Origin of the sequence: Streptomyces sp. MUSC 14, from assembly GCF_001866675.1 — a bacterium.
Lineage (GTDB): Bacteria > Actinomycetota > Actinomycetes > Streptomycetales > Streptomycetaceae > Streptomyces.
This window is the reverse complement of the sequence record NZ_MLYN01000005.1, coordinates 181,058-204,530: the sequence shown is the minus strand read 5'-3', so window position 1 is coordinate 204,530 and position 23,473 is coordinate 181,058. Positions and strand designations below refer to the sequence as shown.

The following is a 23,473-nucleotide window of genomic DNA, read 5'->3' as shown; positions in this document are numbered from 1 at the left end:
TGAGAGGTCCGGCCGAAGTGCGCTATGATCATCACACAGCGAACGGCCGGAAACCGGAAACGGAAACCGACCCGGACGCAGTGCGTTGGTGGTCCAAGGAAAGACGTCCCGCTTCCTGCGGGGAGATGCAGGTGCAAGGCCTGCCCGGCGCTCCAGAGAAACCCCGCCCCGGATCTTCCGGGGCGGGGTTTCGCGTTACCGGCGCCCGGCCCGCTGCGGCCGCGGCGTCTCCGCCTGAGGGGTCGGTACCGCCGCCCGCCGTTCCTTCAGCTGCGCGTACGCCATCATGCCGAACAGCACGGCCAGCAGCACCGCCGAGGAACCCGCCGTACCCAGGTCGAGCCCGCCCTTGGCGACCGGCTTGGTCAGCAGGTCGCCGGCCGTGGCGCCGAGCGGGCGGGTCAGGACGAAGGCGATCCAGAAGAGCAGGACGTTCGGCACCGCCGGGACCTTCATCAGGGCGACGAGGAGCAGCAGGAGACCGGTCACCAGCGCGGCACCGCCCAGGTAGCCGAGGCCCGAGCTGTCGGACAGGAAGTCGCCCATCGAGGTGCCCAGCGTGTTGGAGACCAGGATCGCCGACCAGAAAAGGGCCTCGCCGCGGAACGTGACGATCTCGGTGATCTGGAAGGTCATCCCGCTCAGCTTCCAGCCGAGGAAGATCAGCAGCAGGAGGGAGATCAGGATCGCGGCGCCCTCCGGGTAGCCGAGGCCGAGGCCCTGCGGGCCCCAGCCGAGCGAAGTGGCGCCGCCGGAGAGGTACTTGGTGCTGTCGTCCCGGTTCATGAAGTCGGACATGGTGGTGCCGGCCATGGAGGTCGACAGGATCACGGTCCAGTAGAAGAACGGGTTGTAGCGCGTCGAGCGGAGCTGGATCACCAGCGTCACCACGAAGACCGCGAACAGGGCGATCGTGGTGAGGAAGTAGCCGAGCCTCAGGGTCTGGGCGAACAGGTCGCCCGCGGTCTCGCCCAGGGTCGTCGCCGCGATCTTCATGATCCAGAACGCGAGTGTGACCTCGGGCAGCTTCTTCATGACGGATTTCGTCATCGGGGACGTCGTCGAAGGCATCGTCGTCAAGGGTGCTCCTGTGGGGGGAGTCGCGTGCGGCCCGACCCTCCCAGGGGCAACCTGAACGCTTCCTGAACACGCGCGGCACAGGGCTTGCTTTTTGCCAAGGTTCGCGCTGTTCGCGCACGCCTCGTCGGACGGGACCTCGCAGCGCAGCCGCCGCTGTGCCCCCACCACCCGGACCGGCCCGGTCGGTTCGAGCCGGGCGGTGTGCCGTACGTCCGTGCCCGAGGGCCAGCCGCAGCTCCAGCGCGCCCGGCTCCACCACCCGCACGCCCGTGCGGTCGGTGAAGGAGGATCGCGAATGTTTCGTAAATTATCTCGAATGTTCCGGGAATCTATGGCGCGCACCGGCCTTCGTCAAGAGGCCCGGCCGGGATACGATCCCGGGCATGAAACCTTCGAAGCCCACAGAAACCCAGACGGCGACCCTCGCCGAAATCGCCCGTGAGGCCGGGGTGTCCGCTCCGACTGTTTCGAAGGTGCTCAACGGCCGTGCCGATGTCGCCCCGGCGACCCGCACCCGCGTCGAGGAGCTGCTGCGCGCCCACGGGTACCGGCGCCGGCGCGCCGAGGCGTCCCGCTCCCCGCTGATCGACCTGGTCTTCCACGAGCTGGAGAGCGCCTGGGCGATGGAGGTCATCCGGGGCGTGGAGAACGTGGCCCGGGACGCCGGGCTGAGCGTCGTGCTGTCGGAGTCGGCCGGGCGGCTCACTCCGGGCCGGACCTGGGCCGACCAGGTCGCCGCGCGCCGCCCGCACGGCGTGGTCCTCGTACTGTCCGGGCTCGACGAGTCCCAGCGGGCGCTGCTGACCAGCCGGTCCATCCCGTTCGTGGTGATGGACCCGGCCGGCGACCCGGGCCCCGACGTGCCCTCCATCGGCGCCACCAACTGGCAGGGCGGCCTCGCCGCCACCCGCCACCTGGTCGAACTCGGCCACACCCGGATCGGTGCGATCAGCGGCCCGTCCCGGATGATGTGCAGTCGCGCCCGGGTCGACGGCTACCGGGCCGCACTGGAGACGGCCGGGCTGCCCGTCGACCCCTCGCTGATCGTGGGCGGCGACTTCCACCACGACGCCGGCTACCGGCTCGGCCTGGAGCTGCTGCGCCGCCCCGACCGGCCCACCGCCGTCTTCGCGGGCAACGACCTGCAGGCGCTCGGCCTGTACGAGGCCGCCCGCGAGCTGGGGCTGCGCATCCCGGAGGACCTCAGCGTGGTCGGCTTCGACGATCTGCCGGTGGCCCGCTGGGTGGGCCCGCCGCTGACGACCGTACGGCAGCCGCTGACCGAGATGGCCGAGGCGGCCGCCCGGCTGGTCCTGGAGCTGGGGCGCGAGCAGGCGGAGCGGGCGGCGACCCGGGTGGAGCTGGCGACGAGCCTGGTGGTGCGGTCGAGCACGGATGCGCCTGCGGCGGTCTGAGCGGGTCCGGCGAAGTCCGGTGCGGTTCGGCGGCGCCCCGAAGGGCGCGGGGCTCCATCGATACGCGGCTCCGCCGCGTGGGCGCGACCAGCCGCGACGGACCCGCGGATGACCGACGGCACATTGCGGCACTTCCAGCGGAGCGCTCAGCGGCGCCTGCCGAGACGTCAGTCGGTCGGGCGGCCGAAACATGCGGGATGAGAATTTCCGAAGAAAACCGACTCCCACCGCTTCCGCTAACAGTCCCCTAATAATTCGGACTTACCTTCCTGTGCCGTGACGCGACACGAGGGGCACGGCGAGCAGGACGACACGGGCAGACCGGCGGGCCGGCGGTCGAGAGCGCTGAAGATCGTCGGCCTCGCTCTGGCGGGGGTGCTGGTGCTGTGCGGGGGCACCGTCGGCTGGGCGTACTGGCATCTCGACCACAACATCCGAAGCGTCGACGTCGACGGCGCGCTGGGCGGCGACCGCCCCGCCCGGCCGATGACCGCCCCGTCCCCCTCGGCCTCCGCCTCCCCGCTGCCCTCCGGCGCCCTGAACATCCTCGTCCTCGGCTCGGACTCGCGCAGCGGCACGGCCAACCGCAAGCTGGGCGGCGGCGACAGTTCGGGCGCCCGCTCGGACACGGCGATGGTCGTGCACATCGACGCGGGCCGGACCCGGGCCACCGTGGTCAGCATCCCGCGCGACACCCTCGTCACCCGCCCGTCCTGCCCGCTGTCCGCGGGCCGGTCCACGGCGGTGGCGTACGGCGCGATGCTCAACACCGCCTACGAGGTGGGCGGTCCGGTGTGCGCCGTGAAGACCGTCGAGTCGATCACCGGCGTCCGCATGGACCACTTCATGGAGATCGACTTCTCCGGCTTCGCCAAGCTGGTGGACGCCCTCGGCGGGGTCGATGTCACCACCGACCAGGACATCCACGACGCCGACAGCCACCTCGACCTCGCCGCCGGCGCCCACCACCTCGACGGCACGCAGGCCCTGGCCCTCGCCCGCACCCGGCACGGCATAGGGGACGGCAGCGATCTCGGCCGGATAGGGCTCCAGCAGAAGCTGGTCAAGGCCCTGCTGGAGCAGATGGCGAGCACCAGCCTGCTCACCGACCCGGCCCGGCTCTACCGGGTCGCCGACGCGGCCACCGCCAGCCTCACCACGGACACCGGCCTCGGCTCCCTGAACGCGCTGATGAGCCTCGGCGAGAGCCTGAAGGGCCTGACCGCCGGCCAGGTGACCACGGTGATGATGCCGGTCGTCACCGCCCCCTCCGACCCCAACCGGGTGATCGCGAAGGAGCCGGCGGCGAGTGCGCTGTGGGCGTCCCTGCGCTGAAGAAAATATTTCCGGAGGTGTGTCGATTCCCGGTCTCTCCGTTCGACGCATGGGTGAGTGGCGGGGACGGACCCCACCACCCGGACCGAAGGAGTCACCATGCCCCGCTATCTGTCGATCGTGCACATCGACGAGTCCACCGCCCCCGCCGGCCCCAGCGAGGAGCTGATGCAGCGGATGGGCCAGTTGATCGAGGAGGTCACCAAGGCCGGCGTGATGCTGGAGACCGCCGGGCTGACCCCCGCCGTCCAGGGCACCACGGTGCGCTGGCAGGGCGGCAAGCTCTCCGTCACCGACGGGCCGTTCACCGAGTCCAAGGAGGTCGTCGGCGGCTACGCGATCATGCAGTGCAAGGACAAGGCCGAGGCCGTCGAGTGGGCCAAGCGGTTCCTGAAGGTGCACGAGGACTACTGGACCGTCTCGTGCGAGGTGCGGGAGATCGCCGAGGCCTAGGGTCTGTCGTCACATCACCGCCTGCCGCGCGGCGTCCGGTACGCACCGGACGCCGCGCGGCCCGCCCGCCGGGCGGACGACGGGAAGGTGACGACAGGGCCCAGGGCTTGCCCGGCGGGTCATGGCGCAGACGCGAGGCCTGGCACGCCCTCCCCCAGGGGGCACCCCCAGCGCGGGAGGGACCCCACGGCCCCGCTCGCCTGGCTGATCGGCGCCGTTGCTGGCCTGCGCCTTGATCCGCCGGACAGGACCTCGTGTTCGCTGGCCCCCCGGCAGCATGGGGTGTTGCATGTGGGCTGTGGAACCACAGCCCACCCCGGCACGGGCCGGCACCCCGGACCCCGCTGCGGCGCACGCCATCGAGACCGTCTTCCGGCTGGAGTCCCCGCGCGTCGTCGCGGGCGTGGCCCGGATCGTCCGGGACGTCGGCATCGCCGAGGAGCTGACCCAGGACGCCCTGGTCGCCGCCCTGGAGCGGTGGTCCCGCGACGGCGTGCCCGACAACCCGGGCGCCTGGCTGATGGCCACCGCCCGGCACCGCGCCGTCGACCTGATCCGGCGCCGCGAGACCTACGCCCGCAAGCTCGCCGAGATCGGCCGGGACCAGCCGGCGACCGTGCCGGCCGAGGAGCCGGCCGACCCGGACGACATCGACGACGACCTGCTCCGGCTGGTCTTCACCACCTGCCACCCGGTGCTCTCCCCGCAGGCCCGCACCGCGCTCACCCTGCGCCTCGTCGGCGGCCTGACCACGGCCGAGATCGCCCGCGCCTATCTGGTGCCGGAGCCGACGATCGCCCAGCGCGTCGTCCGCGCCAAGCGGACCCTCGCCACGAGGAACGTCGCCTTCGAGCTGCCGTAGGGCCCCGACCGCGAGGCCCGCCTCGGCTCGGTCCTGGACGTCATCTACCTGATCTTCAACGAGGGGTACGCGGCGACCGTCGGCGACGACTGGCTGCGCCCCGCCCTGTGCGAGGACGCGCTGCGCCTGGCCCGCGTCCTGTCCGCCCTGATGCCCAAGGAAGCGGAGGTGCACGGCCTGACCGCGCTGCTGGAGTTCCAGGCGTCCCGCACGGCCGCCCGCACCGGCCCGCAGGGCGAACCGGTCCTGCTGGCGCAGCAGAACCGCCGCCGCTGGAACCGGCGCCTCATCGCCCGCGGCATCCACGCCCTGGACCGCGCCACCGCGGCGGGCGCCCCGGGCCCGTACGCCCTCCAGGCGGCCATCGCCGCGTGCCACGCGCACGCGTACCGCTACGAGGACACCGACTGGCGTGCCATCGCCACCCTGTACGCCCTGCTGGCGGCCCGTGCGCCGTCCCCCGTGGTCGAACTCAACCGCGCGGTCGCAGTGTCGATGGCCGACGGCCCGGCGGAGGGGCTGCGGCTGGTCGACGCGCTGGCCGCCGACCCCGCCCTGCGCGACTACCACCTGCTCCCCAGCGTCCGCGCCGACCTCCTGGCCCGCCTCGGCCGCACGACGGAGGCCCACGCGGAATTCACCCGGGCGGCGGCTCTGGCGCGCAACGCGCAGGAACGGGAACTGCTGCTGCGCCGGGTCGCCGAACTGCCGTAACCAACAGGGCGCGGGGCTAGGCAGGATGCCCCACGAGCATCGTCGGTGCTCCTGCCACCCGGGTCAGGAACACCGTCGCCGCGTTCGGTCCCTGTGGCTTCACCTTCTTGCGCAGTTCCTCCGGCTCGACCGCCGACCCGCGCTTCTTCACGGTCAGCGTGCCGACCTCGCGCTCGCGCAGCAGGGCCTTCAACTTCTTTACGTTGAAGGGGAGTTGGTCGGTGATCTCGTAGGCGGTGGCGTACGGGGTCGGGCGCCGCTCGTCGGCGGTGACGTACGCGATGGTGGGGTCGAGCAGGCCGCCGTCCAGCTCCTGCGCGACCTCGGCGACCAGATGCGCCCGGATCACGGCGCCGTCGGGCTCGTACAGGTACCGCCCCACCGGCCGGACGTCCGGGTCGGGCAGCCCCCGGCCGGGCAGGGTGCGCGGGCCGGGCAGCAGGGTGGCCCGCACGGCGCCCGGCGCGCCGGTGCCGAACCACAGCACCGCCTCCTTCACGTCCCCGCCGTCGGAGATCCACTCGGCCTCGGCCTCGGCGGGGACCGCCTCGTGCGGGATGCCCGGAGCGATCTTCAGGGCGGCGCGGGGAGCCGTACGGGCCGTGCCCACCGCCCAGGACAGGGGCGGCGAGTACGCCTCGGGATCGAAGATCCGGCCGCGGCCGCCCCGCCTCGCCGGGTCGACGAAGACGGCGTCGTACCCGGCGGTGTCCACCTCCGTGACGTCGGCCTCGCGGACCTCGATCAGGTCGCCGAGGCCCAGCGCCTCGGCGTTCGCCCGGGCCGTGGCCGCCGTCACCGGGTCCCGGTCCACGGCGAGCACCCGGATCCCGGCCCGGGCCAGCGCGATCGCGTCCCCGCCGATCCCGCAGCACAGGTCGGCGACGCAGGTCACGCCGAGCGCCGTGAACCGCTCGGCGCGGTACGCCGCCACGGCGGCCCGCGTCGACTGCTCGACCCCGTTCGGCGTGAAGAACATCCGCCCCGCGTCCGCCGCCCCGAACTTCGCCGCCGCCCGCTGCCGCAGCCGGGCCTGGCCGAGCGCGGCCGACACCAGCTCGGCCGGGTGGTCGCGGCGCAGCCGGGTGGCGACGGCGAGTTCGTCCGCCGGTGCGGTGTCGCGCACCTCGTCGAGGAGGGCGCGGCCTTCGGGGGTGAGCAGGAGAGCGAGGTCGTTCACCGGGTCATTGTGGGCCAGTCGGTGGACGGCGCGCCTGCGGGCCGCGGTGTCGGCCGGGGATCCGGGTGCGCTCCTGGGAGGATCCGGCATCATGCGAGCAGTCGTACAAAAGGATAAAAATGGGTCGCGCTGCGGGCGCCTCGCCCTCGGCTGCGGAGCCGCCGCCCTGGCCTCCGCCGCTCTCCTCTCCGGCTGCGCCGGCCCCGCCGAGGTCCGTCCCGTCCAGACCCGCCCCGCCGGGACCCGCCCCGCACCCGGCGGCCGGGGCGCCCCCGAGCAGGCCCTGATCCTGCGGGCCCGGCAGGCCGCCGAGCACGCCCGCCTCGTCGCCGCCGCCAGGCGCTGGGGTCTGAACGAGGTCCCGCTGACGCCCCCGCCGCCGCCCAGGGTGAAGCCGGAGATCAGGGCGCGGGCCGGCTTCGAGGTGAAGCACCAGGTGGACTGGGACCTGCCCCCGGTCTTCACCACGATCCCCACCGACCAGAAGATCGTCTTCCTCACGATCGACGACGGCTCGGAGAAGGACCCCCGCTTCCTGCGCATGATGCAGGACCTGAAGATCCCGTACACCGCCTTCCTCAGCAACTACCTGGTGAAGGACGACTACGGCTACTTCCGCACCATGCAGGCCGAGGGCCACACCCTCAACAACCACACCCTGCACCACCCCTACCTGCCGAGCCTGTCCTACGAGGACCAGAAGGCCGAGATCTGCGGCATGCAGGAGATCATGAAGAAGCAGTTCGGCAGGGCGCCCACCGTCATGCGCTTCCCGTACGGCAACTACAACCAGGACAGCCTGCGCGCCGCCAAGGCCTGCGGCATCAGGTACGCGCCGATCTGGAACGAGGAGGTGTACGTCGACCACTGGGAGTACCGCGAGGACGACCAGAAGATGCGCCGCGGCGACATCGTCCTCACGCACTTCCGCGGCCGCTCCGAGTGGGACGGCACGATGGTCGACGACATGCGCCGCTTCCTGAACAAGGTCACCCGCGAGGGCTACGCCGTGGCCCGCCTGGAGGACTACCTGTGACGCGCGGGAGGAGCCCATGGGCCCGGCCCCACCGGCGAACTCCCGTGCCCGCGCCCGGTCCTGTCCCCGGCGGCGCCCCCGCCCGCCGCACGCGCCGGGCGCTGACCGCCGCCCTCCTCCTTACGGGGTGCACCCTCCTCACCGGCTGCGCGCAATCCGTCGATCCCATCGAACGCCTCGGCCGCAAGGCCGCCGAAGAGGTCCGGCCGCACGCCCCGCAGGGCCCCGACACGGACCGGCGCTACCGCCGCTGGGGCCTTTCCGAGCCCCTGGCCCGCCCGCCCCGGCCGGACGCCCGCACCCTCGCCCTGAGCCCGCACAGCGCCGGCCGCTCCCTGCCCCGGGTCATGGACCACGTCCCCACCCGTGACCCGGTCGTCTTCCTCACCTACGACGACGGCGCCGACAAGGACCCCCGCTTCGTCGACATGGTCCGCGAACTGCGGCTGCCGGTCAGCATGTTCCTCACCGACAGCGTGGCCGGCCCCCGGTACGACCACTTCGCCCGCCTGCGCGAGCTGGGCGCCGGCATCCAGAACCACACCCTCGACCACCGCGTCCTGGCCGGACTGCCGTACGCGGGCCAGCGCGCCGAGATCTGCGGTCAGCAGGACCGCCTCAGGTCCCGGCTCGGCCTGCGCGCCCGCCTCTTCCGCCCGCCCTACGGCTCGTACGACACGACCACCCTGCGCGCCGCCACCGACTGCGGCATCTCCGCGTTCGTCCTGTGGCGCGCCGTCACGACCCCGGCCGACCTGGCCTACACCCGGGGCGAGCACCGCCTTCGCCGGGGCGACATCGTCCTGGTCGGGCCGGACGAGACGACGGGCCGGACCCTGCGGGACCGCACGATCAGGGTGCTGCGCAGGGCCCAGCAACGGGGGCTGACGGTGGGGCGCCTGGAGGACTACCTGTAGGCGACCGCGGAGGCGGTTCCGGATCGTCCTTCGGCCGACGCGCCGCACGGATTAGCAGTCCGCTTGACCGAGTGCTAATCGCGGTCATAGTCTCGGCTCTGGCACTCGACGCGTGAGAGTGCCAAACACGCGACGGGCAGGTCCGGCACCCGCGACGACGGATCCACCTGGTCGCCACCTCAGACAGTTAACCCCGTGAGATCTCCGAAGGGGGAGGTCGGATCGTGACGACCACCAGCTCCAAGGTTGCCATCAAGCCGCTCGAGGACCGCATCGTGGTCCAGCCGCTCGACGCCGAGCAGACCACCGCCTCTGGCCTGGTCATCCCGGACACCGCGAAGGAGAAGCCCCAGGAGGGCGCCGTCCTCGCCGTGGGCCCGGGCCGCTTCGAGAACGGCGAGCGTCTTCCGCTCGACGTCAAGGTCGGCGACGTCGTCCTGTACAGCAAGTACGGCGGCACCGAGGTGAAGTACAACGGCGAGGAGTTCCTCGTCCTCTCGGCTCGCGACGTGCTCGCGATCATCGAGAAGTAATCACCTCGAGCATTCCACTGCTCTGAGCTGCGCCCCTGGCCCCCGCGACCGATAAGAAGCCGGGCGCCCGGGGCGCAGCTTTTTTCACCCACAGATTTCCGAGAGGGCTTCCGCTGTCATGGCGAAGATTCTGAAGTTCGACGAGGACGCCCGTCGCGCCCTTGAGCGCGGCGTCAACAAGCTGGCCGACACGGTGAAGGTGACGATCGGCCCCAAGGGCCGCAACGTCGTCATCGACAAGAAGTTCGGTGCCCCCACCATCACCAACGACGGTGTCACGATCGCCCGCGAGGTCGAGATCGAGGACCCGTACGAGAACCTCGGCGCGCAGCTGGTGAAGGAGGTGGCGACCAAGACCAACGACATCGCGGGTGACGGCACCACCACCGCCACCGTGCTCGCCCAGGCGCTGGTGCGCGAGGGCCTGAAGAACGTCGCCGCCGGCGCCTCCCCGGCCTCCCTGAAGAAGGGCATCGACGCCGCCGTCAAGGCCGTCTCCGAGGACCTGCTCGCCACGGCCCGCCCGATCGACGAGAAGTCCGACATCGCCGCCGTCGCCGCGCTGTCCGCCCAGGACCAGCAGGTCGGCGAGCTCATCGCCGAGGCGATGGACAAGGTCGGCAAGGACGGTGTCATCACCGTCGAGGAGTCCAACACCTTCGGTCTGGAGCTGGACTTCACCGAGGGCATGGCCTTCGACAAGGGCTACCTGTCGCCGTACTTCGTGACGGACCAGGAGCGCATGGAGGCCGTCCTGGAGGACCCCTACATCCTCATCAACCAGGGCAAGATCTCCTCCATCCAGGACCTGCTGCCGCTGCTGGAGAAGGTCATCCAGGCCGGCGCCTCCAAGCCGCTGCTGATCATCGCCGAGGACGTCGAGGGCGAGGCCCTGTCGACCCTGGTCGTCAACAAGATCCGCGGCACCTTCAACGCGGTCGCGGTCAAGGCCCCCGGCTTCGGCGACCGCCGCAAGGCGATGCTCCAGGACATGGCCGTCCTCACGGGCGCCACCGTCATCTCCGAGGAGGTCGGCCTCAAGCTCGACCAGGCCGGCCTGGACGTGCTGGGCTCCGCCCGCCGCGTGACGGTCACCAAGGACGACACCACCATCGTCGACGGCTCCGGCAAGACCGAGGACGTCCACGGCCGCGTCGCCCAGATCAAGGCCGAGATCGAGAACACCGACTCCGACTGGGACCGCGAGAAGCTCCAGGAGCGCCTCGCGAAGCTGGCCGGCGGCGTGTGCGTGATCAAGGTCGGCGCCGCCACCGAGGTGGAGCTGAAGGAGAAGAAGCACCGTCTGGAGGACGCCATCTCCGCGACCCGCGCCGCGGTCGAGGAGGGCATCGTCTCCGGTGGTGGCTCCGCCCTGGTCCACGCCGCCAAGGTCCTCGAGGGCAACCTCGACAAGACCGGCGACGAGGCCACCGGTGTCGCGGTCGTCCGCAACGCCGTGGTCGAGCCGCTGCGCTGGATCGGCGAGAACGCCGGCCAGGAGGGCTACGTCATCGTCTCCAAGGTCAAGGACCTGGAGAAGGGGCAGGGCTACAACGCCGCCACCGGCGAGTACGGCGACCTGGTCAAGGCCGGCGTCATCGACCCGGTGAAGGTCACCCGCTCCGCCCTGGAGAACGCCGCCTCCATCGCCTCCCTGCTGCTCACGACCGAGACCCTGGTCGTCGAGAAGAAGGAAGAGGAGCCGGAGGCCGCGGGCCACGGCCACAGCCACGCCCACTGAGGCGAACGCTCGTCAGCGAAGGCCCGGCGCCCCGGAAGGGGGCCGGGCCTTCGCCCTGTCCGCCGCCGCGCCGGGCTACTGCTCCAACTCGTCCAGCGCGCCCAGCTGCTGCAGCAGCCCCAGGGTGTCGTGCTGCCACCAGGTCTCGGCGATCTTGCCGTCGGTGCCGAACCGGAACATCGTGGTCCCGCTCATGGCGACCTGCCGGCCGGTGGGCGCGATCCCCAGGAACTCGCCCTTGTGCGTGGCGCTGCCGGTCCAGCGCGCGCAGGCCCGCTCGCCCTGCACGAGCAGGTCCTCGATCGTGAACGTGAGGGCGAAGCCCGCGCGCCACATCCGGTACTCGGCACGGGCGTTGTCCAGCCCCAGGGTGTCCTGCGGGTTGAACGGGTCGTGGCTGTGGATGTCCTCGTCCAACAGGTCGTTGAGCGGCGGCAGTTCGCCCGGAGCCGTCAGCGCCGCGAAGAACCGCCGCACGGTCTCCTCGGCCAGCCGCTCGTCCCGCACGACGTCCAGGTCCGTGAACGTCGGCATCCCGTCGCACAGGGCGAGAAGCCCCTGGAAGACGCGGTCGGTCTCCGGGAGGTTCGAGTTCCGCATCGCCTCCTCGTACGACGGGAACTCCACGAACTCCACGATGTGCGACGCGTCCGAGCGGTCCTTGCCGACCAGCGCGTGCGTCGCCGTCCGCCTCCCCTTGGTCTGCGCGACCCAGTCGTCCAGGAGCCGGTTCATCTCGTCCAGCCGGCTCGTCCTGCACTCGATGAGTTGTACGAAGGTCATGACGCCGCCTCCCGGCCCCCCTGGCCCGGTTTCCGTCACGCCCATTTTCGCCCCGTTCGCGCAGCGGGGCGACGGCGTCGTCCGGGCCGGCCCGGGGACCACCCCGTGCCCGCCCGGGGGCTACTGCGGCCCGTACTTGCGCCCCGTCTTCGAGGTGACCCCGCCCAGCAGGCCCCGGGGCGTGACCTTCACCAGGCCCATCAGCGCCTTGTACCTCGGGTCGGGGATCGACAGCGACTTGCCGCGCGCCAGATCGGCCAGGGCCGCCGCGACCAGCTTGTCCGCGTCCAGCCACAGCCAGCCCGGGATGTTGTCCGTGCCCATCCCGGCCCGCTCGTGGAACTCGGTGCGCACGAAACCGGGGCACAGGGCCATCAGCCGCACCCCGCTGCCGGCCAGGTCCCTGGCCGCGCCCTGGGTGAACTGCACGACCCAGGCCTTGGAGGCGCCGTAGGTGCCGCGCGGCACGAAGGCGGCCACGGAGGCGACGTTGACGATGCCGCCGCGGTGCCGCTCGCGCATCGCCTCGGCCGCCGCCGACGTCAGCCGGAGCACCGCCTCGCAGTGCACCTTGAGCATCTTCAGCTCGTCGGCCATGGACACGTCGAGGTAGCGCCCCTTGTTGCCGAAGCCGGCGTTGTTGACCAGCAGGTCGACCGGGTTCTTCCGGTCGCCCAGCCGGTCCGCCACCGACTCGATGCCCTTGTCCTCGGACAGGTCGGCGCTCAGCACCTCGACCTCGATGCCGTGCCGGTCGTGCAACTCGGTGGCCTGCTCGCGCAGCCGCTTGGCGTCCCGCGCCACCAGGACGAGGTCCTGCCCGTCCGCCGCCAGCCGCCGCGCGAACGCGGCACCGATCCCCGCGGTCGATCCCGTAATCAGAGCCGTTGTCATGGCCCAAGGGTAGTGACCCGGACCGACAGCCTCCGCTGCCGCGGGCCCCCGCGCGGGAACCCGGCTGACAGCCGCTCAGCCCCGCTGCTGCGCCACGTACTTGCGCGCCCGCGCCAGGGCCTCCGAGTGCAGCGCCTCGCCCGCCGCGAGCAGCTGCGGCAGCAGCTCCCGCTCGGTGGTGGCCGCGCGGAACTCCATCGCCGCCGTCACCCCGTGGTCGGGGCGGTGCACGATCTCGACCGGATCGCCCGAGCGGATCTCGCCCGGTTCGATCACCCGGAGGTAGGCCCCCGTCGCGGCCTTCCGGGTGAATCTCCTGACCCAGCTGCGCTCGCCCAGATGGCCCTGGAACGTACGGCACGGGATCCGGCCCGAGGTCACCTCCAGGACCAGCTCGGCGCCGACCCGCCAGCGCTCGCCGATCAGTGCCCCGGAGACGTCCAGCCCGCGCGTCGTCAGGTTCTCCCCGAAGCAACCGTTGGCCAAAGATCTGCCGAGTTCGCGCTCCCAGTCGTCGAGATCCTCGCGTGCGAACGCGTACACCGCCTGCTCGTCCCCGCCGTGATGGCGCAGGTCGCACACCGCGTCCCCGGCGAGCCCGCTCGCGCCGGTCCCCTTGGGGCCCGGCGCCGTCACCCGCACCGGACCGTCGGCCGGCTTCTTGTCGATGCCCGTCACGCCCTGCGCCTGGTCCGTGTACGGCACCGGCTGCGGGCGGCCCAGATTGACCGAGAGAACCTTCATGGGCGTACGGTACGGGAGGCCATCTCAAAGCGTCGAGCGAATATCGGGCGCGATCTCCAAGCAGGGCTTATACTCGAAAGGTGATCGAGGCCCGCCATCTCCGCGTCCTGCGCGCCGTCGCCGCCACCGGTTCCTTCTCGGCGGCGGGGCGCGAACTGGGCTGCACCCAGCCCGCCGTCAGCCAGCAGATGAAGGCCCTGGAGACCTCGGTCGGCACCCCGCTCCTGGTCCGCACCGGCCGAGAGATGCGCCTGACCCAGGCCGGCGAGGCCCTCGTCCGGCACGCCTCCGGCATTCTCGCCGGGCTCACCGCCGCCGAGGAGGAGGTCGCCGCCATCGCCGGCCTGCGCGCCGGCCGGGTCCGGCTGGTCTCGTTCCCGAGCGGCAGCTCCACCCTGGTCCCCACCGCCCTGGCCGCCCTGCGCGCCGCCCACCCCGGCACCCGCGTCTCCCTGGAGGAGGCCGAGCCCCCGAAGTCGGTCGAGCTGCTCCGCGAGGGTGACTGCGACCTGGCCCTGGCCTTCCGTTACGCCGGGGCGGCCGCCGCCGAGGACTGGGACGACCTCGTCGTACGGCCCCTGCTGACGGACCGGCTGGTCGCGCTCGTGCCCGAGCGGCACCGCCTCGCGCGCGCGGAGAGCGTCGCCATCGGCGAGCTGGCCCACGAACCCTGGATCGCGGGCTGCCCGCGCTGCCGGGGCCAGCTGGTCGAGGTCTGCGAGGGGGCCGGCTTCACCCCGCGCATCGACTTCGCCACCGACGACTACCCGGCGGTGGTCGGTCTGGTCGGAGCGGGCCTCGGCGTGGCCGTACTGCCGCAGCTCGCGGTGGAGTCGGTGCGGCCGAGGGGCGTGCGCACGGTCCGGCTGGAGCCGGCGGTACGGCGCGAGATCGTCGCCCTCACGCTGCCCGACCTGGCCCAGGTGCCGGCCGTGGCGGCGACCCTGGAGCAGCTGGCCCGCGTGTCCCTGCGCGCACAGGGGCACACGCAGGGCCACGAGGGCACGCCCACGCGCGCGTAGGCGGCGCGGCGGCACCGGTCACGGGCGCATGTGGTCGTGCCCGAAATAGTTGAAGAAACGTTCCTTCAGTGACTCGGGGCGGTGTTCCCGCTGGTGGTCGATGCCGACACCAGGCGGTTGCGAGCCCGCCCCATCAACTCTTCACGCTCGTCCTCGGTCAGGCCGCCCCACACGCCGTACGGCTCGCGCACCGCCAGCGCGTGCGCCGCGCACTCCGCACGGACAGGGCACCTCATGCAGACCTCCTTGGCCGAGTTCTCACGAGCGCTCCGAGCCGCCCCGCGCTCACCCTCCGGGTGGAAGAAGAGCGAGCTGTCCACCCCGCGGCAGGCAGCCAGCAGCTGCCAGTCCCACAGGTCAGCGTTCGGTCCGGGAAGGCGGGAGAAATCTGCCATTACGTGACCCCTTGTAGCCGTTCTGGGCGGATACGGTGCCAACGACCGTACATCTCCGGTCTAAGGAGATGAAAATATGACTCATTGCGAATCTAGCCTCGGACATCCCGAAACGGGAAGAAAAGCGGCCGAATGGGGCACGGGTTGTGATGAAAAGTTGAGGGTCTGTTGGTCGCGTCTGCACCGTGTCGAGACCCTCACGTAGAGTGCCGATGACCGTATGCAGCCCCGTAACTCTTTCGAGTGACCGTCGTTGAGAGTGTGGAGGCGGTTGAGAACACCGGCACTCGGGCAGGCGTCCGGGGCGGTCGACCGCACAGGTGACGATTCCGTACCAGCCTGGAGGCTCAAGGTGACGCGCATCAGCTGCGGAGGGCGGTCATGACTTCCGTCCTCGTCTGCGACGACTCCCCGCTTGCCCGAGAAGCGCTGCGCCGCGCGGTCGCGACCGTGCCCGGTGTCGAGCGCGTGACGACGGCGGCCAACGGCGAGGAAGTCCTCCGCCGCTGGGGCGCCGACCGTTCCGATCTCATCCTGATGGACGTGCGCATGCCCGGCCTGGGCGGCGTGGAAACCGTCCGCCGGCTGCTGTCCGCCGACCCGGGCGCGCGCATCATCATGCTCACCGTCGCCGAGGATCTCGACGGCGTGGCCCTCGCGGTCGCCGCCGGCGCCCGCGGGTACCTGCACAAGGACGCCTCGCGCGCGGAGCTGCGCGCCACGGTCACGCAGGCGCTGGCCGACCCGACCTGGCGGCTGGCCCCGCGTCGGCTCCGCTCGGCCGAGATGGGTGCCGCGCCCACGCTCACCGCGCGCGAGATCCAGGTGCTGGAAGGCATGAGCCACGGCCGCTCCAACGCGGAGATCGGGCGCGAGTTGTTCCTCTCCGAGGACACGGTCAAGACGCACGCGCGCCGCCTGTTCAAGAAGCTCGGCGCCTCGGACCGGGCCCACGCCGTGGCGCTCGGCTTCCGCTGGGGACTGGTCCGGTAGCCGGTGCCCGGCCCCGCGGGGCCGGGCGGGACCGGTCGGCCCCGGGCGGTTCGCCCGAGGCCGGCGACGGCCCCGCCGCCCCGGGCAGCCGCCGCGCGCGCACCGGGACTTGACGCGCCCCCGGGAGCGCTCGCGAACACCCCCGGACGCGTGTCCCGGCCGCCCGGGGGAGTCGTTGTGAGGCGTCGTCACGGGGTGGACCCGGTCACATTTGGGGGCGTCTGCGCCGACTCGTCGGCAGGGTGGTCCCCCGCGTGCGGGACCTTGATCGTGCGCCGCGTGACGGGCGCCGTCACGCACCGGTCCGCAGGAGCGACGCCGCCCGGCAACGCCCAGGTCGGCGGGGTCCGCCGGTCCGGAGCGGAGCATCCAGGGCCGGTGTCGTGCGGGGCCGTTCGGGGTACGGGCGCACGAGTGGCGTGCCCCGGGCGTACGCCCTCGTCGGACATCTCGGCGAGTGGCGCGCAAGGCGGCCCGCCGTACGCGCGACGCTCGTTTCGGCGCGGATGCCGCATCCTTGAGATGTGGAGTCTCTCGGGGACGAGTCGGTCGAGCGGAAGGGGAGGGCGCAGGAGATGAGTGCCGGCGCACCTGCTCATAACGCTTCGGTGCACAACCACGAGCACAATGCGACGGACCGGACGGCCGCAAGGCACCATGGACCGATGCGCGACGAGGATGCGGGCACGGCCCAGGGGGCGATCGGTGCGCTCGTGCATCGTGCCGTCGACGGGGACGAGCAGGCCACGCACGATCTGCTCGCCCATGTCCACCCCTTGGCGCTGCGCTATTGCCGCACCCGGCTGTCCCGGCTGCCGGGCGACGCGCGTCACTTCGTCGAGGACCTCGCCCAGGAGGTCTGCGTCGCGGTCCTGCTGGCCCTGCCGCGCTACCGCGACACCGGCCGCCCCTTCGAGGCGTTCGTCTTCGCCATCGCTTCGCACAAGGTGGCCGACCTCCAGCGTGCGGCGATGCGTCACCCGGGCTCCACGGTCGTCCCCTCGGACGAGATGCCGGAGCGCCCCGACGACTCCCTCGGTCCCGAGGAGCGCGCCCTGCTCAACAGCGACGCCGCGTGGGCCAAGAAACTGCTGGCCAACCTCCCCGAGAACCAGCGCGAACTGCTCCTGCTGCGCATCGCCGTGGGCTTGACCGCGGAGGAGACGGGACAGATGTTGGGAATGTCACCCGGCGCGGTCCGGGTCGCCCAGCATCGCGCGCTGAGCCGCCTGAGGGCGCTCGCCGAGCAGTGACACCTTGAGCGGAGCCCCTGCAGCTCCCCTTGTTGAACCGTCACGCTTCCGCTTCCGTACGAACATACGAAGCCTGAAGCCACCCCGTACCGTGGAATTTGCTAGCGGCGCTTCCCGTTAGCATGGACATCCGCACCGATCAAGGCCATTTGGGGAAGGTGTCATGACTGCCAACGTCGACGGAGTGCCCGGAAAATTCGCGACACTCGGGCTGACCTACGACGACGTGCTGCTGCTGCCGGGCCCGTCGGACATGGCGCCCGACGAGATCGACACCGCCTCGTACGTCTCCAAGAACGTGCGGGTCAACATCCCGCTGCTGTCCGCCGCCATGGACAAGGTGACCGAGTCCCGCATGGCGATCGCGATGGCCCGCCAGGGCGGCGTGGGCGTGCTGCACCGCAACCTCTCCATCGAGGACCAGGCCAACCAGGTCGACCTGGTGAAGCGCTCCGAGTCCGGCATGGTCACCGACCCCATCACCATCCACCCGGAGGCCACGCTCGCCGAGGCCGACGCGCTGTGCGCCAGGTTCCGCATCAGCGGCGTCCCGGTGACGGACGGCGACAAGAAGCTCCTCGGCATCGTCACCAACCGCGACATGGCCTTCGAGAGCGACCGCAGCCGCCGCGTGCACGAGGTCATGACCCCGATGCCGCTGGTCACCGGCAAGGTCGGCATCTCCGGCGCCGAGGCGATGGAGCTGCTGCGCAAGCACAAGATCGAGAAGCTGCCGCTGGTCGACGGCGGGGGCGTCCTCAAGGGCCTGATCACCGTCAAGGACTTCGTCAAGGCGGAGCAGTACCCGAACGCCGCGAAGGACTCCGAGGGCCGGCTGCTGGTCGGCGCGGCGGTCGGCGTGGCCGGTGACTCCTACGAGCGCGCCCAGGCCCTGGTCGAGGCCGGTGCCGACTTCATCGTCGTGGACACCGCGCACGGCCACTCCCGTCTGGTCGGCGACATGATCGCCAAGATCAAGTCGAACTCCTCCGGCGTCGACGTCATCGGCGGCAACGTCGCCACCCGCGACGGCGCCCAGGCGCTGGTCGACGCGGGCGCCGACGGCATCAAGGTCGGTGTCGGACCGGGTTCCATCTGCACCACGCGCGTGGTCGCCGGTGTCGGCGTCCCGCAGGTCACCGCGATCTACGAGGCCGCGCTCGCCGCCAGGGAGGCCGGTGTCCCGGTCATCGGCGACGGCGGTCTGCAGTACTCCGGCGACATCGCCAAGGCCCTGGTCGCCGGCGCCGACACGGTGATGCTCGGCTCGCTGCTCGCGGGCTGCGAGGAGTCCCCGGGCGAGCTGCTGTTCATCAACGGCAAGCAGTTCAAGTCGTACCGCGGCATGGGCTCCCTGGGCGCCATGCAGACCCGCGGCGACCGCAAGTCGTTCTCCAAGGACCGCTACTTCCAGGAGGGCGTCGCCTCCGACGAGCAGCTGATCCCCGAGGGCATCGAGGGCCAGGTGCCCTACCGCGGCCCGCTGGCCTCCGTCGTCCACCAGCTGGTCGGCGGCCTGCGCCAGTCGATGTTCTACGTCGGCGGCCGGACCGTGCCGGACCTCCAGTCGGGTGGCCGGTTCGTGCGGATCACCTCGGCGGGCCTGAAGGAGAGCCACCCGCACGACATCCAGATGACGGTCGAGGCGCCGAACTACAGCAGGAAGTGACGCACGCGCACGCGTGACGGCAGGAAAAGGGCGGCCCCGGAGCATCCGGGGCCGCCCTTGTCGTACCCGTCGGCGATACTGGGAGACGCTGAAACGCATCAGGGAAAGGCCAAGACGTGACTGAGATCGAGATCGGGCGCGGCAAGCGCGGCCGCAGGGCGTACGCCTTCGACGACATCGCCGTCGTCCCCAGCCGCCGTACGCGGGACCCGAAGGAGGTCTCGATCGCCTGGCAGATCGACGCCTACCGCTTCGAGCTGCCCTTCCTGGCCGCCCCCATGGACTCGGTCGTCTCCCCGGCCACCGCGATCCGCATCGGTGAGCTGGGCGGCCTGGGTGTCCTCAACCTCGAGGGCCTGTGGACGCGGCACGAGGACCCGCAGCCGCTGCTGGACGAGATCGCCGGGCTGCCCGCCGAGCGCGCGACCCGCCGCCTCCAGGAGATCTACGCCGCGCCGATCAAGGAGGAGCTGATCGGCGCGCGCATCAAGGAGGTGCGCGACTCCGGTGTGGTCACGGCGGCCGCGCTCTCCCCGCAGCGCACGGCCCAGTTCTCCAAGGCGGTCGTGGACGCGGGCGTGGACATCTTCGTCATCCGCGGTACGACGGTCTCGGCGGAGCACGTCTCGTCCTCGCACGAGCCGCTGAACCTGAAGCAGTTCATCTACGAGCTGGACGTCCCGGTGATCGTCGGCGGCTGCGCCACGTACACCGCGGCCCTGCACCTGATGCGCACGGGTGCGGCCGGTGTGCTGGTCGGCTTCGGCGGCGGCGCCGCGCACACCACGCGCAACGTGCTGGGCATCCAGGTCCCGATGGCCACGGCCGTCGCCGACGTGGCCGCGGCCCGCCGGGACTACATGGACGAGTCCGGCGGCCGGTACGTGCACGTGATCGCGGACGGCGGCGTCGGCTGGTCCGGCGACCTGCCCAAGGCGATCGCCTGCGGCGCCGACGCGGTGATGATGGGCTCCCCGCTGGCCCGCGGCACGGACGCGCCCGGCAAGGGCCACCACTGGGGCATGGAGGCGGTCAACGAGGAGCTGCCCCGCGGCCAGAAGGTCGACCTCGGCACGGTCGGCACGATCGAGGAGATCCTCACCGGCCCGTCCCACACCCCCGACGGCTCGATGAACTTCTTCGGTGCCCTGCGCCGCGCCATGGCCACGACCGGCTACAGCGAGCTGAAGGAGTTCCAGCGGGTCGAGGTCACCGTCGCGGACAGCCAGCACCGCCGCTGACCCGTACGACGCCGAGGGGTCCCGTCCACCGGTGTGGAGGGCGGGGACCCTCGAGGCCTGTCAGTGACCCCGGCGGGCGTTGAGCCGGGCGGCCTGGCGCGTCAGGTGGTCGCGTTCGGCGAGATGGGGTGCCCGGTGGGCCGCCTCGGCGTACAGCCGTGCCGCCGTCGCCAGATCGCCGTCGCGCTCGTGGAGGTACGCCGCCACGGCGGTGTGGCGGGGCAGCGAGTCGTCCAGCTCCGCGAGTGCCGCGAGGCCGGCGCGCGGCCCGTCGGCCTCGCCGACGGCGACCGCGCGGTTGAGCCGGACGACCGGGCTGTCGGTGAGACGCGCGAGTTCGTCGTACCACTCGACGACCTGCACCCAGTCGGTCTCCTGCGCCGTGGGCGCGTCCGCGTGCAGCGCCGCGACGGCGGCCTGGGCCTGGAACTCGCCCAGCCGGTCGCGGGCGAGGGCCGACTGCAGGATGCCGACGCCCTCGGCGATCAGTGCGGTGTCCCACCGGCCGCGGTCCTGCTCCGCGAGCGGTACGAGGCTGCCGTCGGGCGCGGTCCGCGCGGCGCGCCGGGCGTGGTGGAGCAGCATCAGGGCGAGCAGCCCCGCCGCCTCGGGGTGGTCGACCCGGGCCGCGAGCTGCCGGGTGAGCCGGATGGCCTCGGCGGCGAGGTCGACGTCGCCGGAGTAGCCCTCGTTGAAGACCAGGTAGAGGACGCGCAGCACGGTGGCCACGTCACCGGGCTGGTCGAGGCGCACGCCGGAGACGGTGCGCTTGGCCCGGCTGATCCGCTGGGCCATGGTCGCCTCGGGCACCAGATAGGCCTGGGCGATCTGGCGGGTGGTCAGCCCGCCGACGGCGCGCAGCGTGAGCGCGACCGCGGACGACGGGGTCAGCGAGGGGTGGGCGCAGAGGAAGTAGAGCTGGAGGGTGTCGTCGGCCGCGGGCGCGGGACCGGCGGGCGGTTCCGCGTCGACGCGGTCCTCACGCCGGCGGCGCGCGGTGTCGGCGCGGGTCGCGTCGAGGAACCGGCGCCAGGCCACGGTGACCAGCCAGCCCTTGGGATCGCGCGGCGGCTCGGCCGGCCAGACGCGGACCGCCTCGACCAGCGCGTCCTGTACGGCGTCCTCGGCCGCCGCGAAATCTGCTCCGCGGCGGACGAGGGCGGCGAGCACGCCCGGCGTGAGGCTCCTCAGCAGGGCCTCGTTCATGTGTGAGGGCACCCCGTGATGGTGGGCGACGCGGTCAGGAACGGGCGCACCTCCAGCCACTCGTGGATCGGCTGCCCGCCCGCGCCGGGGGCGGCCGACAGCTCCCCGGCCAGCTCCACGGCGCGGTCGTAGCTGTCGACGTCGATCACCATCCAGCCGGCGATCAGGTCCTTGGTCTCGGCGAACGGGCCGTCGGTGACCGGCGGGCGCCCCTCACCGTCGTAGCGGACCCATGCCCCTTCGGGGGCGAGTGCCTGGCCGTCGACGAACTCGCCGGTCTTTTCGAGCCGGTCCGCGAAGTCGCTCATGTACTGCATGTGCGCCGAGATCTCCTCCGGCGTCCACCGGTCCATCGGCACGTCGTTGACCGCAGCCGGGGCGCCACGGTAGTGCTTCAGCAGCAGGTACTTGGCCATCGTGTCTCTCCTCGCCGGGTGCGACCCATTGTGGTCGCGTTCACCCCGGGGACGGAGCCGGGCACGGGTTCTCGACATCGCCGGCCGAGATTTTTTTCGGCCCCGCTCAGAGCCGGTGCGCCGCCCCCGTCGGCGTGGCGCCCCGGGTGTCCAGGAGGAGCTGGGCCTTCACCGACAGGCCCTGCAGGTCGTACGTGCGGTGCTGCTGGAGCAGGATCGTCAGGTCGGCTTCGGCGGCCGCCTCGTAGAGCGAGTCCGCACGCGGGACCGGGCGGTCCAGGACGTTCCACGCGGCCACGTAGGGGTCGTGGTAGCTCACCGAGGCGCCCATCTCCATCAGCCGGATCGCGACCTCCTGGGCCGGGGTGGCCTGGAGGTCGGCGAGGTCGGCCTTGTAGGTGACGCCGAGCAGCAGCACGCGCGCGCCCCGGGCGGACTTGCCGTACTCGTTGAGGAGGGTGGCGGCGCGCTGGACGACGTAGCGCGGCATGCGGTGGTTGACCTGCTGGGCCAGTTCCACGATGCGCAGCGTGCGGGTGGCGTGGCCGGTGAGGTCCTGCGGGACGCCGTGCCCGCCGACGCCGGGGCCGGGGCGGAAGGCCTGGAAGCCGTAGGGCTTGGTCTCCGCGCAGCGGATGACGTCCCAGAGGTCGACGCCCAGCTCGTAGCAGAGGACGGCCATCTCGTTGACGAGTGCGATGTTGACGTGCCGGAAGTTGGTCTCCAGCAGTTGCACGGTCTCCGCCTCGCGCAGTCCGCGCGCGCGGACGACCTTGTCGGTGATCCGGGTGTAGAAGGCGGCGGCCGACTCGGTGCAGGCGGGGGTGAGGCCGCCGATGACCTTGGGGGTGCCGGCGGGGGTGTGGTCGCGGTTGCCGGGGTCGACGCGGCTGGGCGCGTAGGCGAGGTGGAAGTCGCGTCCGGCGCGCAGCCCCGAGCCCTTCTCCAGCAGCGGCCGCAGGAACTTCTCCGTCGTGCCGGGCAGGACGGGGGACTCCAGGATGACGGTGGTGTGCGGGCGCAGCCGTTCGGCCAGGGTGCGGGCGGCCGCCTCCACCTGGCCGAGGTCGAGCCCGCCGTCGGCGTCGCGCGGGGTCGGCGCGCAGATCACGGCGGTGCGCACCCGGCCGAGCTGGGCGGCGTCGGTGCCGGGCCGGAAGCCCGCGGCGTGCATCCGGCGCAGCTCGGCCGGGCTGAGCGAGCCCACCTCGGGGCCGGTGGCGTAGCCGATGGTGGAGATGCCGGCGGCGACGGCGGCCTGGGCGAGCGGCAAGCCGTAGGGACCGAGTCCGATGACGGCGAGGTCTGCGGGCATTGGCGTGAGCCGTCCTTCCCAGTAGCCGAAGCGGGACAGGTGCGCAACCGCTGTGGACAGCCTGAGCGGGCACGATGTCAGCCTAGGTAGAGATATGACCGTTATGTGTGATTGTGTTCGTGTGTCTTCCGAGGGTTGTGCGCGAGTTGTCCACAGGTTGGAAGTCCGTGGTGGCTGAAGCCGGGCAAGCCGGTCAGAATTTGGGCATGAGGAGGGATGAACCGGGCTTCGCCCGCCGGGTGCGGCCGACGCGAGCGAGTGCGACAGCGGGAGGCA

21 protein-coding genes and 1 pseudogene are annotated in these 23,473 nt (G+C 71.9%); 13 read left to right on the top strand and 9 right to left on the bottom strand.

The window, feature by feature from the left end:
• Nucleotides 1-195: 195 nt before the first annotated feature.
• Entirely contained in the window at nucleotides 196-1,050 is an 855-nt protein-coding gene (locus BIV25_RS00915) for a hypothetical protein (RefSeq protein ID WP_071370117.1), read from the bottom strand.
• 413 nt (nucleotides 1,051-1,463) lie between these two features.
• On the opposite strand from BIV25_RS00915, the gene BIV25_RS00910 reads away from it, so the two are divergent.
• From BIV25_RS00910 to BIV25_RS00895, 4 genes and pseudogenes are all read left to right on the top strand, one after another.
• Nucleotides 1,464-2,495, top strand: coding sequence for a LacI family DNA-binding transcriptional regulator (locus tag BIV25_RS00910; protein ID WP_071370116.1), 1,032 nt, complete (start codon nucleotides 1,464-1,466; stop codon nucleotides 2,493-2,495).
• Between the two features lie 276 nt (nucleotides 2,496-2,771).
• Complete coding sequence (locus BIV25_RS00905) at nucleotides 2,772-3,830, top strand: LCP family protein (protein ID WP_177235111.1); 1,059 nt, start codon at nucleotides 2,772-2,774, stop codon at nucleotides 3,828-3,830.
• Nucleotides 3,831-3,929: 99 nt separating this feature from the next.
• Entirely contained in the window at nucleotides 3,930-4,283 is a 354-nt protein-coding gene (locus BIV25_RS00900) for a YciI family protein (protein WP_071370115.1), read from the top strand.
• A gap of 289 nt (nucleotides 4,284-4,572) precedes the next feature.
• Nucleotides 4,573-5,859 (top strand): annotated as a pseudogene (locus BIV25_RS00895) (RNA polymerase sigma factor).
• Between the two features lie 16 nt (nucleotides 5,860-5,875).
• On the opposite strand, the gene BIV25_RS00890 reads toward BIV25_RS00895, so the two are convergent.
• A complete protein-coding gene (locus tag BIV25_RS00890) occupies nucleotides 5,876-7,039 on the bottom strand; it encodes a class I SAM-dependent methyltransferase (RefSeq protein WP_071370143.1) in 1,164 nt (387 codons plus the stop codon).
• A 91-nt stretch (nucleotides 7,040-7,130) separates the two neighbouring features.
• On the opposite strand from BIV25_RS00890, the gene BIV25_RS00885 reads away from it, so the two are divergent.
• From BIV25_RS00885 to groL, 4 genes are all read left to right on the top strand, one after another.
• Nucleotides 7,131-8,075 carry a polysaccharide deacetylase family protein gene (locus BIV25_RS00885; protein ID WP_071370114.1) on the top strand — a complete coding sequence of 315 codons (945 nt, stop codon included), beginning with the start codon at nucleotides 7,131-7,133 and terminating at the stop codon, nucleotides 8,073-8,075.
• A 44-nt stretch (nucleotides 8,076-8,119) separates the two neighbouring features.
• Nucleotides 8,120-8,992, top strand: coding sequence for a polysaccharide deacetylase family protein (locus BIV25_RS00880; RefSeq protein ID WP_371272970.1), 873 nt, complete (start codon nucleotides 8,120-8,122; stop codon nucleotides 8,990-8,992).
• Nucleotides 8,993-9,216: 224 nt separating this feature from the next.
• Nucleotides 9,217-9,525 carry a co-chaperone GroES gene (gene groES, locus BIV25_RS00875; protein WP_057584642.1) on the top strand — a complete coding sequence of 103 codons (309 nt, stop codon included), beginning with the start codon at nucleotides 9,217-9,219 and terminating at the stop codon, nucleotides 9,523-9,525.
• Between the two features lie 118 nt (nucleotides 9,526-9,643).
• Nucleotides 9,644-11,266: a chaperonin GroEL gene (groL, locus tag BIV25_RS00870; protein ID WP_071370113.1), complete on the top strand. Its 1,623-nt coding sequence runs from the start codon at nucleotides 9,644-9,646 to the stop codon at nucleotides 11,264-11,266.
• Nucleotides 11,267-11,341: 75 nt separating this feature from the next.
• Here the strand turns inward: groL and BIV25_RS00865 are convergent, their stop codons facing one another.
• The 3 genes from BIV25_RS00865 to BIV25_RS00855 form a co-directional block, all read right to left on the bottom strand.
• A complete protein-coding gene (locus BIV25_RS00865; protein ID WP_071370112.1) occupies nucleotides 11,342-12,049 on the bottom strand; it encodes an ester cyclase in 708 nt (235 codons plus the stop codon).
• Between the two features lie 120 nt (nucleotides 12,050-12,169).
• On the bottom strand, nucleotides 12,170-12,943 hold the full coding sequence (locus BIV25_RS00860) for an SDR family oxidoreductase (RefSeq protein ID WP_071370111.1): 774 nt from the start codon (nucleotides 12,941-12,943) through the stop codon (nucleotides 12,170-12,172).
• A 75-nt stretch (nucleotides 12,944-13,018) separates the two neighbouring features.
• Nucleotides 13,019-13,687: an MOSC domain-containing protein gene (locus tag BIV25_RS00855; RefSeq protein WP_071370110.1), complete on the bottom strand. Its 669-nt coding sequence runs from the start codon at nucleotides 13,685-13,687 to the stop codon at nucleotides 13,019-13,021.
• A gap of 80 nt (nucleotides 13,688-13,767) precedes the next feature.
• Between BIV25_RS00855 and BIV25_RS00850 the strand changes: the two genes are divergently transcribed.
• Nucleotides 13,768-14,709: a LysR family transcriptional regulator gene (locus tag BIV25_RS00850; protein ID WP_071370109.1), complete on the top strand. Its 942-nt coding sequence runs from the start codon at nucleotides 13,768-13,770 to the stop codon at nucleotides 14,707-14,709.
• Between the two features lie 65 nt (nucleotides 14,710-14,774).
• Here BIV25_RS00850 and BIV25_RS00845 read toward each other — a convergent pair whose 3' ends face one another.
• Nucleotides 14,775-15,104 (bottom strand): WhiB family transcriptional regulator, encoded by a 330-nt coding sequence (locus BIV25_RS00845; protein ID WP_071370108.1) that lies wholly within the window; start codon nucleotides 15,102-15,104, stop codon nucleotides 14,775-14,777.
• Between the two features lie 381 nt (nucleotides 15,105-15,485).
• Between BIV25_RS00845 and BIV25_RS00840 the strand changes: the two genes are divergently transcribed.
• From BIV25_RS00840 to BIV25_RS00825, 4 genes are all read left to right on the top strand, one after another.
• The gene (locus BIV25_RS00840; protein WP_003948568.1) at nucleotides 15,486-16,097 is read left to right on the top strand and encodes a response regulator transcription factor; all 612 of its coding nucleotides are present in this window, start codon (nucleotides 15,486-15,488) and stop codon (nucleotides 16,095-16,097) included.
• 665 nt (nucleotides 16,098-16,762) lie between these two features.
• Nucleotides 16,763-17,350: a sigma-70 family RNA polymerase sigma factor gene (locus BIV25_RS00835; RefSeq protein ID WP_071370107.1), complete on the top strand. Its 588-nt coding sequence runs from the start codon at nucleotides 16,763-16,765 to the stop codon at nucleotides 17,348-17,350.
• Between the two features lie 163 nt (nucleotides 17,351-17,513).
• Nucleotides 17,514-19,019 (top strand): IMP dehydrogenase, encoded by a 1,506-nt coding sequence (gene guaB / locus BIV25_RS00830; RefSeq protein WP_071370106.1) that lies wholly within the window; start codon nucleotides 17,514-17,516, stop codon nucleotides 19,017-19,019.
• Between the two features lie 116 nt (nucleotides 19,020-19,135).
• Nucleotides 19,136-20,260 (top strand): GuaB3 family IMP dehydrogenase-related protein, encoded by a 1,125-nt coding sequence (locus BIV25_RS00825; RefSeq protein ID WP_071370105.1) that lies wholly within the window; start codon nucleotides 19,136-19,138, stop codon nucleotides 20,258-20,260.
• Between the two features lie 60 nt (nucleotides 20,261-20,320).
• Here BIV25_RS00825 and BIV25_RS00820 read toward each other — a convergent pair whose 3' ends face one another.
• The 3 genes from BIV25_RS00820 to BIV25_RS00810 all read right to left on the bottom strand — a co-directional run bounded on the left by BIV25_RS00820 (nucleotide 20,321) and on the right by BIV25_RS00810 (nucleotide 23,197).
• A complete protein-coding gene (locus tag BIV25_RS00820; protein ID WP_071370104.1) occupies nucleotides 20,321-21,466 on the bottom strand; it encodes an RNA polymerase sigma factor in 1,146 nt (381 codons plus the stop codon).
• On the bottom strand, nucleotides 21,463-21,882 hold the full coding sequence (locus tag BIV25_RS00815; RefSeq protein ID WP_071370103.1) for a YciI family protein: 420 nt from the start codon (nucleotides 21,880-21,882) through the stop codon (nucleotides 21,463-21,465). The genes BIV25_RS00820 and BIV25_RS00815 overlap by 4 nt, the downstream gene beginning before the upstream one ends.
• Nucleotides 21,883-21,988: 106 nt before the next feature.
• Nucleotides 21,989-23,197: a nucleotide sugar dehydrogenase gene (locus BIV25_RS00810; RefSeq protein ID WP_071370102.1), complete on the bottom strand. Its 1,209-nt coding sequence runs from the start codon at nucleotides 23,195-23,197 to the stop codon at nucleotides 21,989-21,991.
• Nucleotides 23,198-23,473: the final 276 nt, after the last annotated feature.

What these genes read in the sequence shown, in the direction of transcription:
- BIV25_RS00915 (WP_071370117.1), bottom strand. Translation starts at nt 1,050, where the DNA reads ATGACGAAATCCGTCATGAAGAAGCTGCCCGAGGTCACACTCGCGTTC.
- BIV25_RS00910 (WP_071370116.1), top strand. Translation starts at nt 1,464, where the DNA reads ATGAAACCTTCGAAGCCCACAGAAACCCAGACGGCGACCCTCGCCGAA.
- BIV25_RS00900 (WP_071370115.1), top strand. Translation starts at nt 3,930, where the DNA reads ATGCCCCGCTATCTGTCGATCGTGCACATCGACGAGTCCACCGCCCCC.
- BIV25_RS00885 (WP_071370114.1), top strand. Translation starts at nt 7,131, where the DNA reads ATGCGAGCAGTCGTACAAAAGGATAAAAATGGGTCGCGCTGCGGGCGC.
- groL (WP_071370113.1), top strand. Translation starts at nt 9,644, where the DNA reads ATGGCGAAGATTCTGAAGTTCGACGAGGACGCCCGTCGCGCCCTTGAG.
- BIV25_RS00865 (WP_071370112.1), bottom strand. Translation starts at nt 12,049, where the DNA reads ATGACCTTCGTACAACTCATCGAGTGCAGGACGAGCCGGCTGGACGAG.
- BIV25_RS00860 (WP_071370111.1), bottom strand. Translation starts at nt 12,943, where the DNA reads ATGACAACGGCTCTGATTACGGGATCGACCGCGGGGATCGGTGCCGCG.
- BIV25_RS00855 (WP_071370110.1), bottom strand. Translation starts at nt 13,687, where the DNA reads ATGAAGGTTCTCTCGGTCAATCTGGGCCGCCCGCAGCCGGTGCCGTAC.
- BIV25_RS00845 (WP_071370108.1), bottom strand. Translation starts at nt 15,104, where the DNA reads ATGGCAGATTTCTCCCGCCTTCCCGGACCGAACGCTGACCTGTGGGAC.
- BIV25_RS00840 (WP_003948568.1), top strand. Translation starts at nt 15,486, where the DNA reads ATGACTTCCGTCCTCGTCTGCGACGACTCCCCGCTTGCCCGAGAAGCG.
- BIV25_RS00835 (WP_071370107.1), top strand. Translation starts at nt 16,763, where the DNA reads ATGCGCGACGAGGATGCGGGCACGGCCCAGGGGGCGATCGGTGCGCTC.
- guaB (WP_071370106.1), top strand. Translation starts at nt 17,514, where the DNA reads ATGACTGCCAACGTCGACGGAGTGCCCGGAAAATTCGCGACACTCGGG.
- BIV25_RS00820 (WP_071370104.1), bottom strand. Translation starts at nt 21,466, where the DNA reads ATGAACGAGGCCCTGCTGAGGAGCCTCACGCCGGGCGTGCTCGCCGCC.
- BIV25_RS00815 (WP_071370103.1), bottom strand. Translation starts at nt 21,882, where the DNA reads ATGGCCAAGTACCTGCTGCTGAAGCACTACCGTGGCGCCCCGGCTGCG.
- BIV25_RS00810 (WP_071370102.1), bottom strand. Translation starts at nt 23,197, where the DNA reads ATGCCCGCAGACCTCGCCGTCATCGGACTCGGTCCCTACGGCTTGCCG.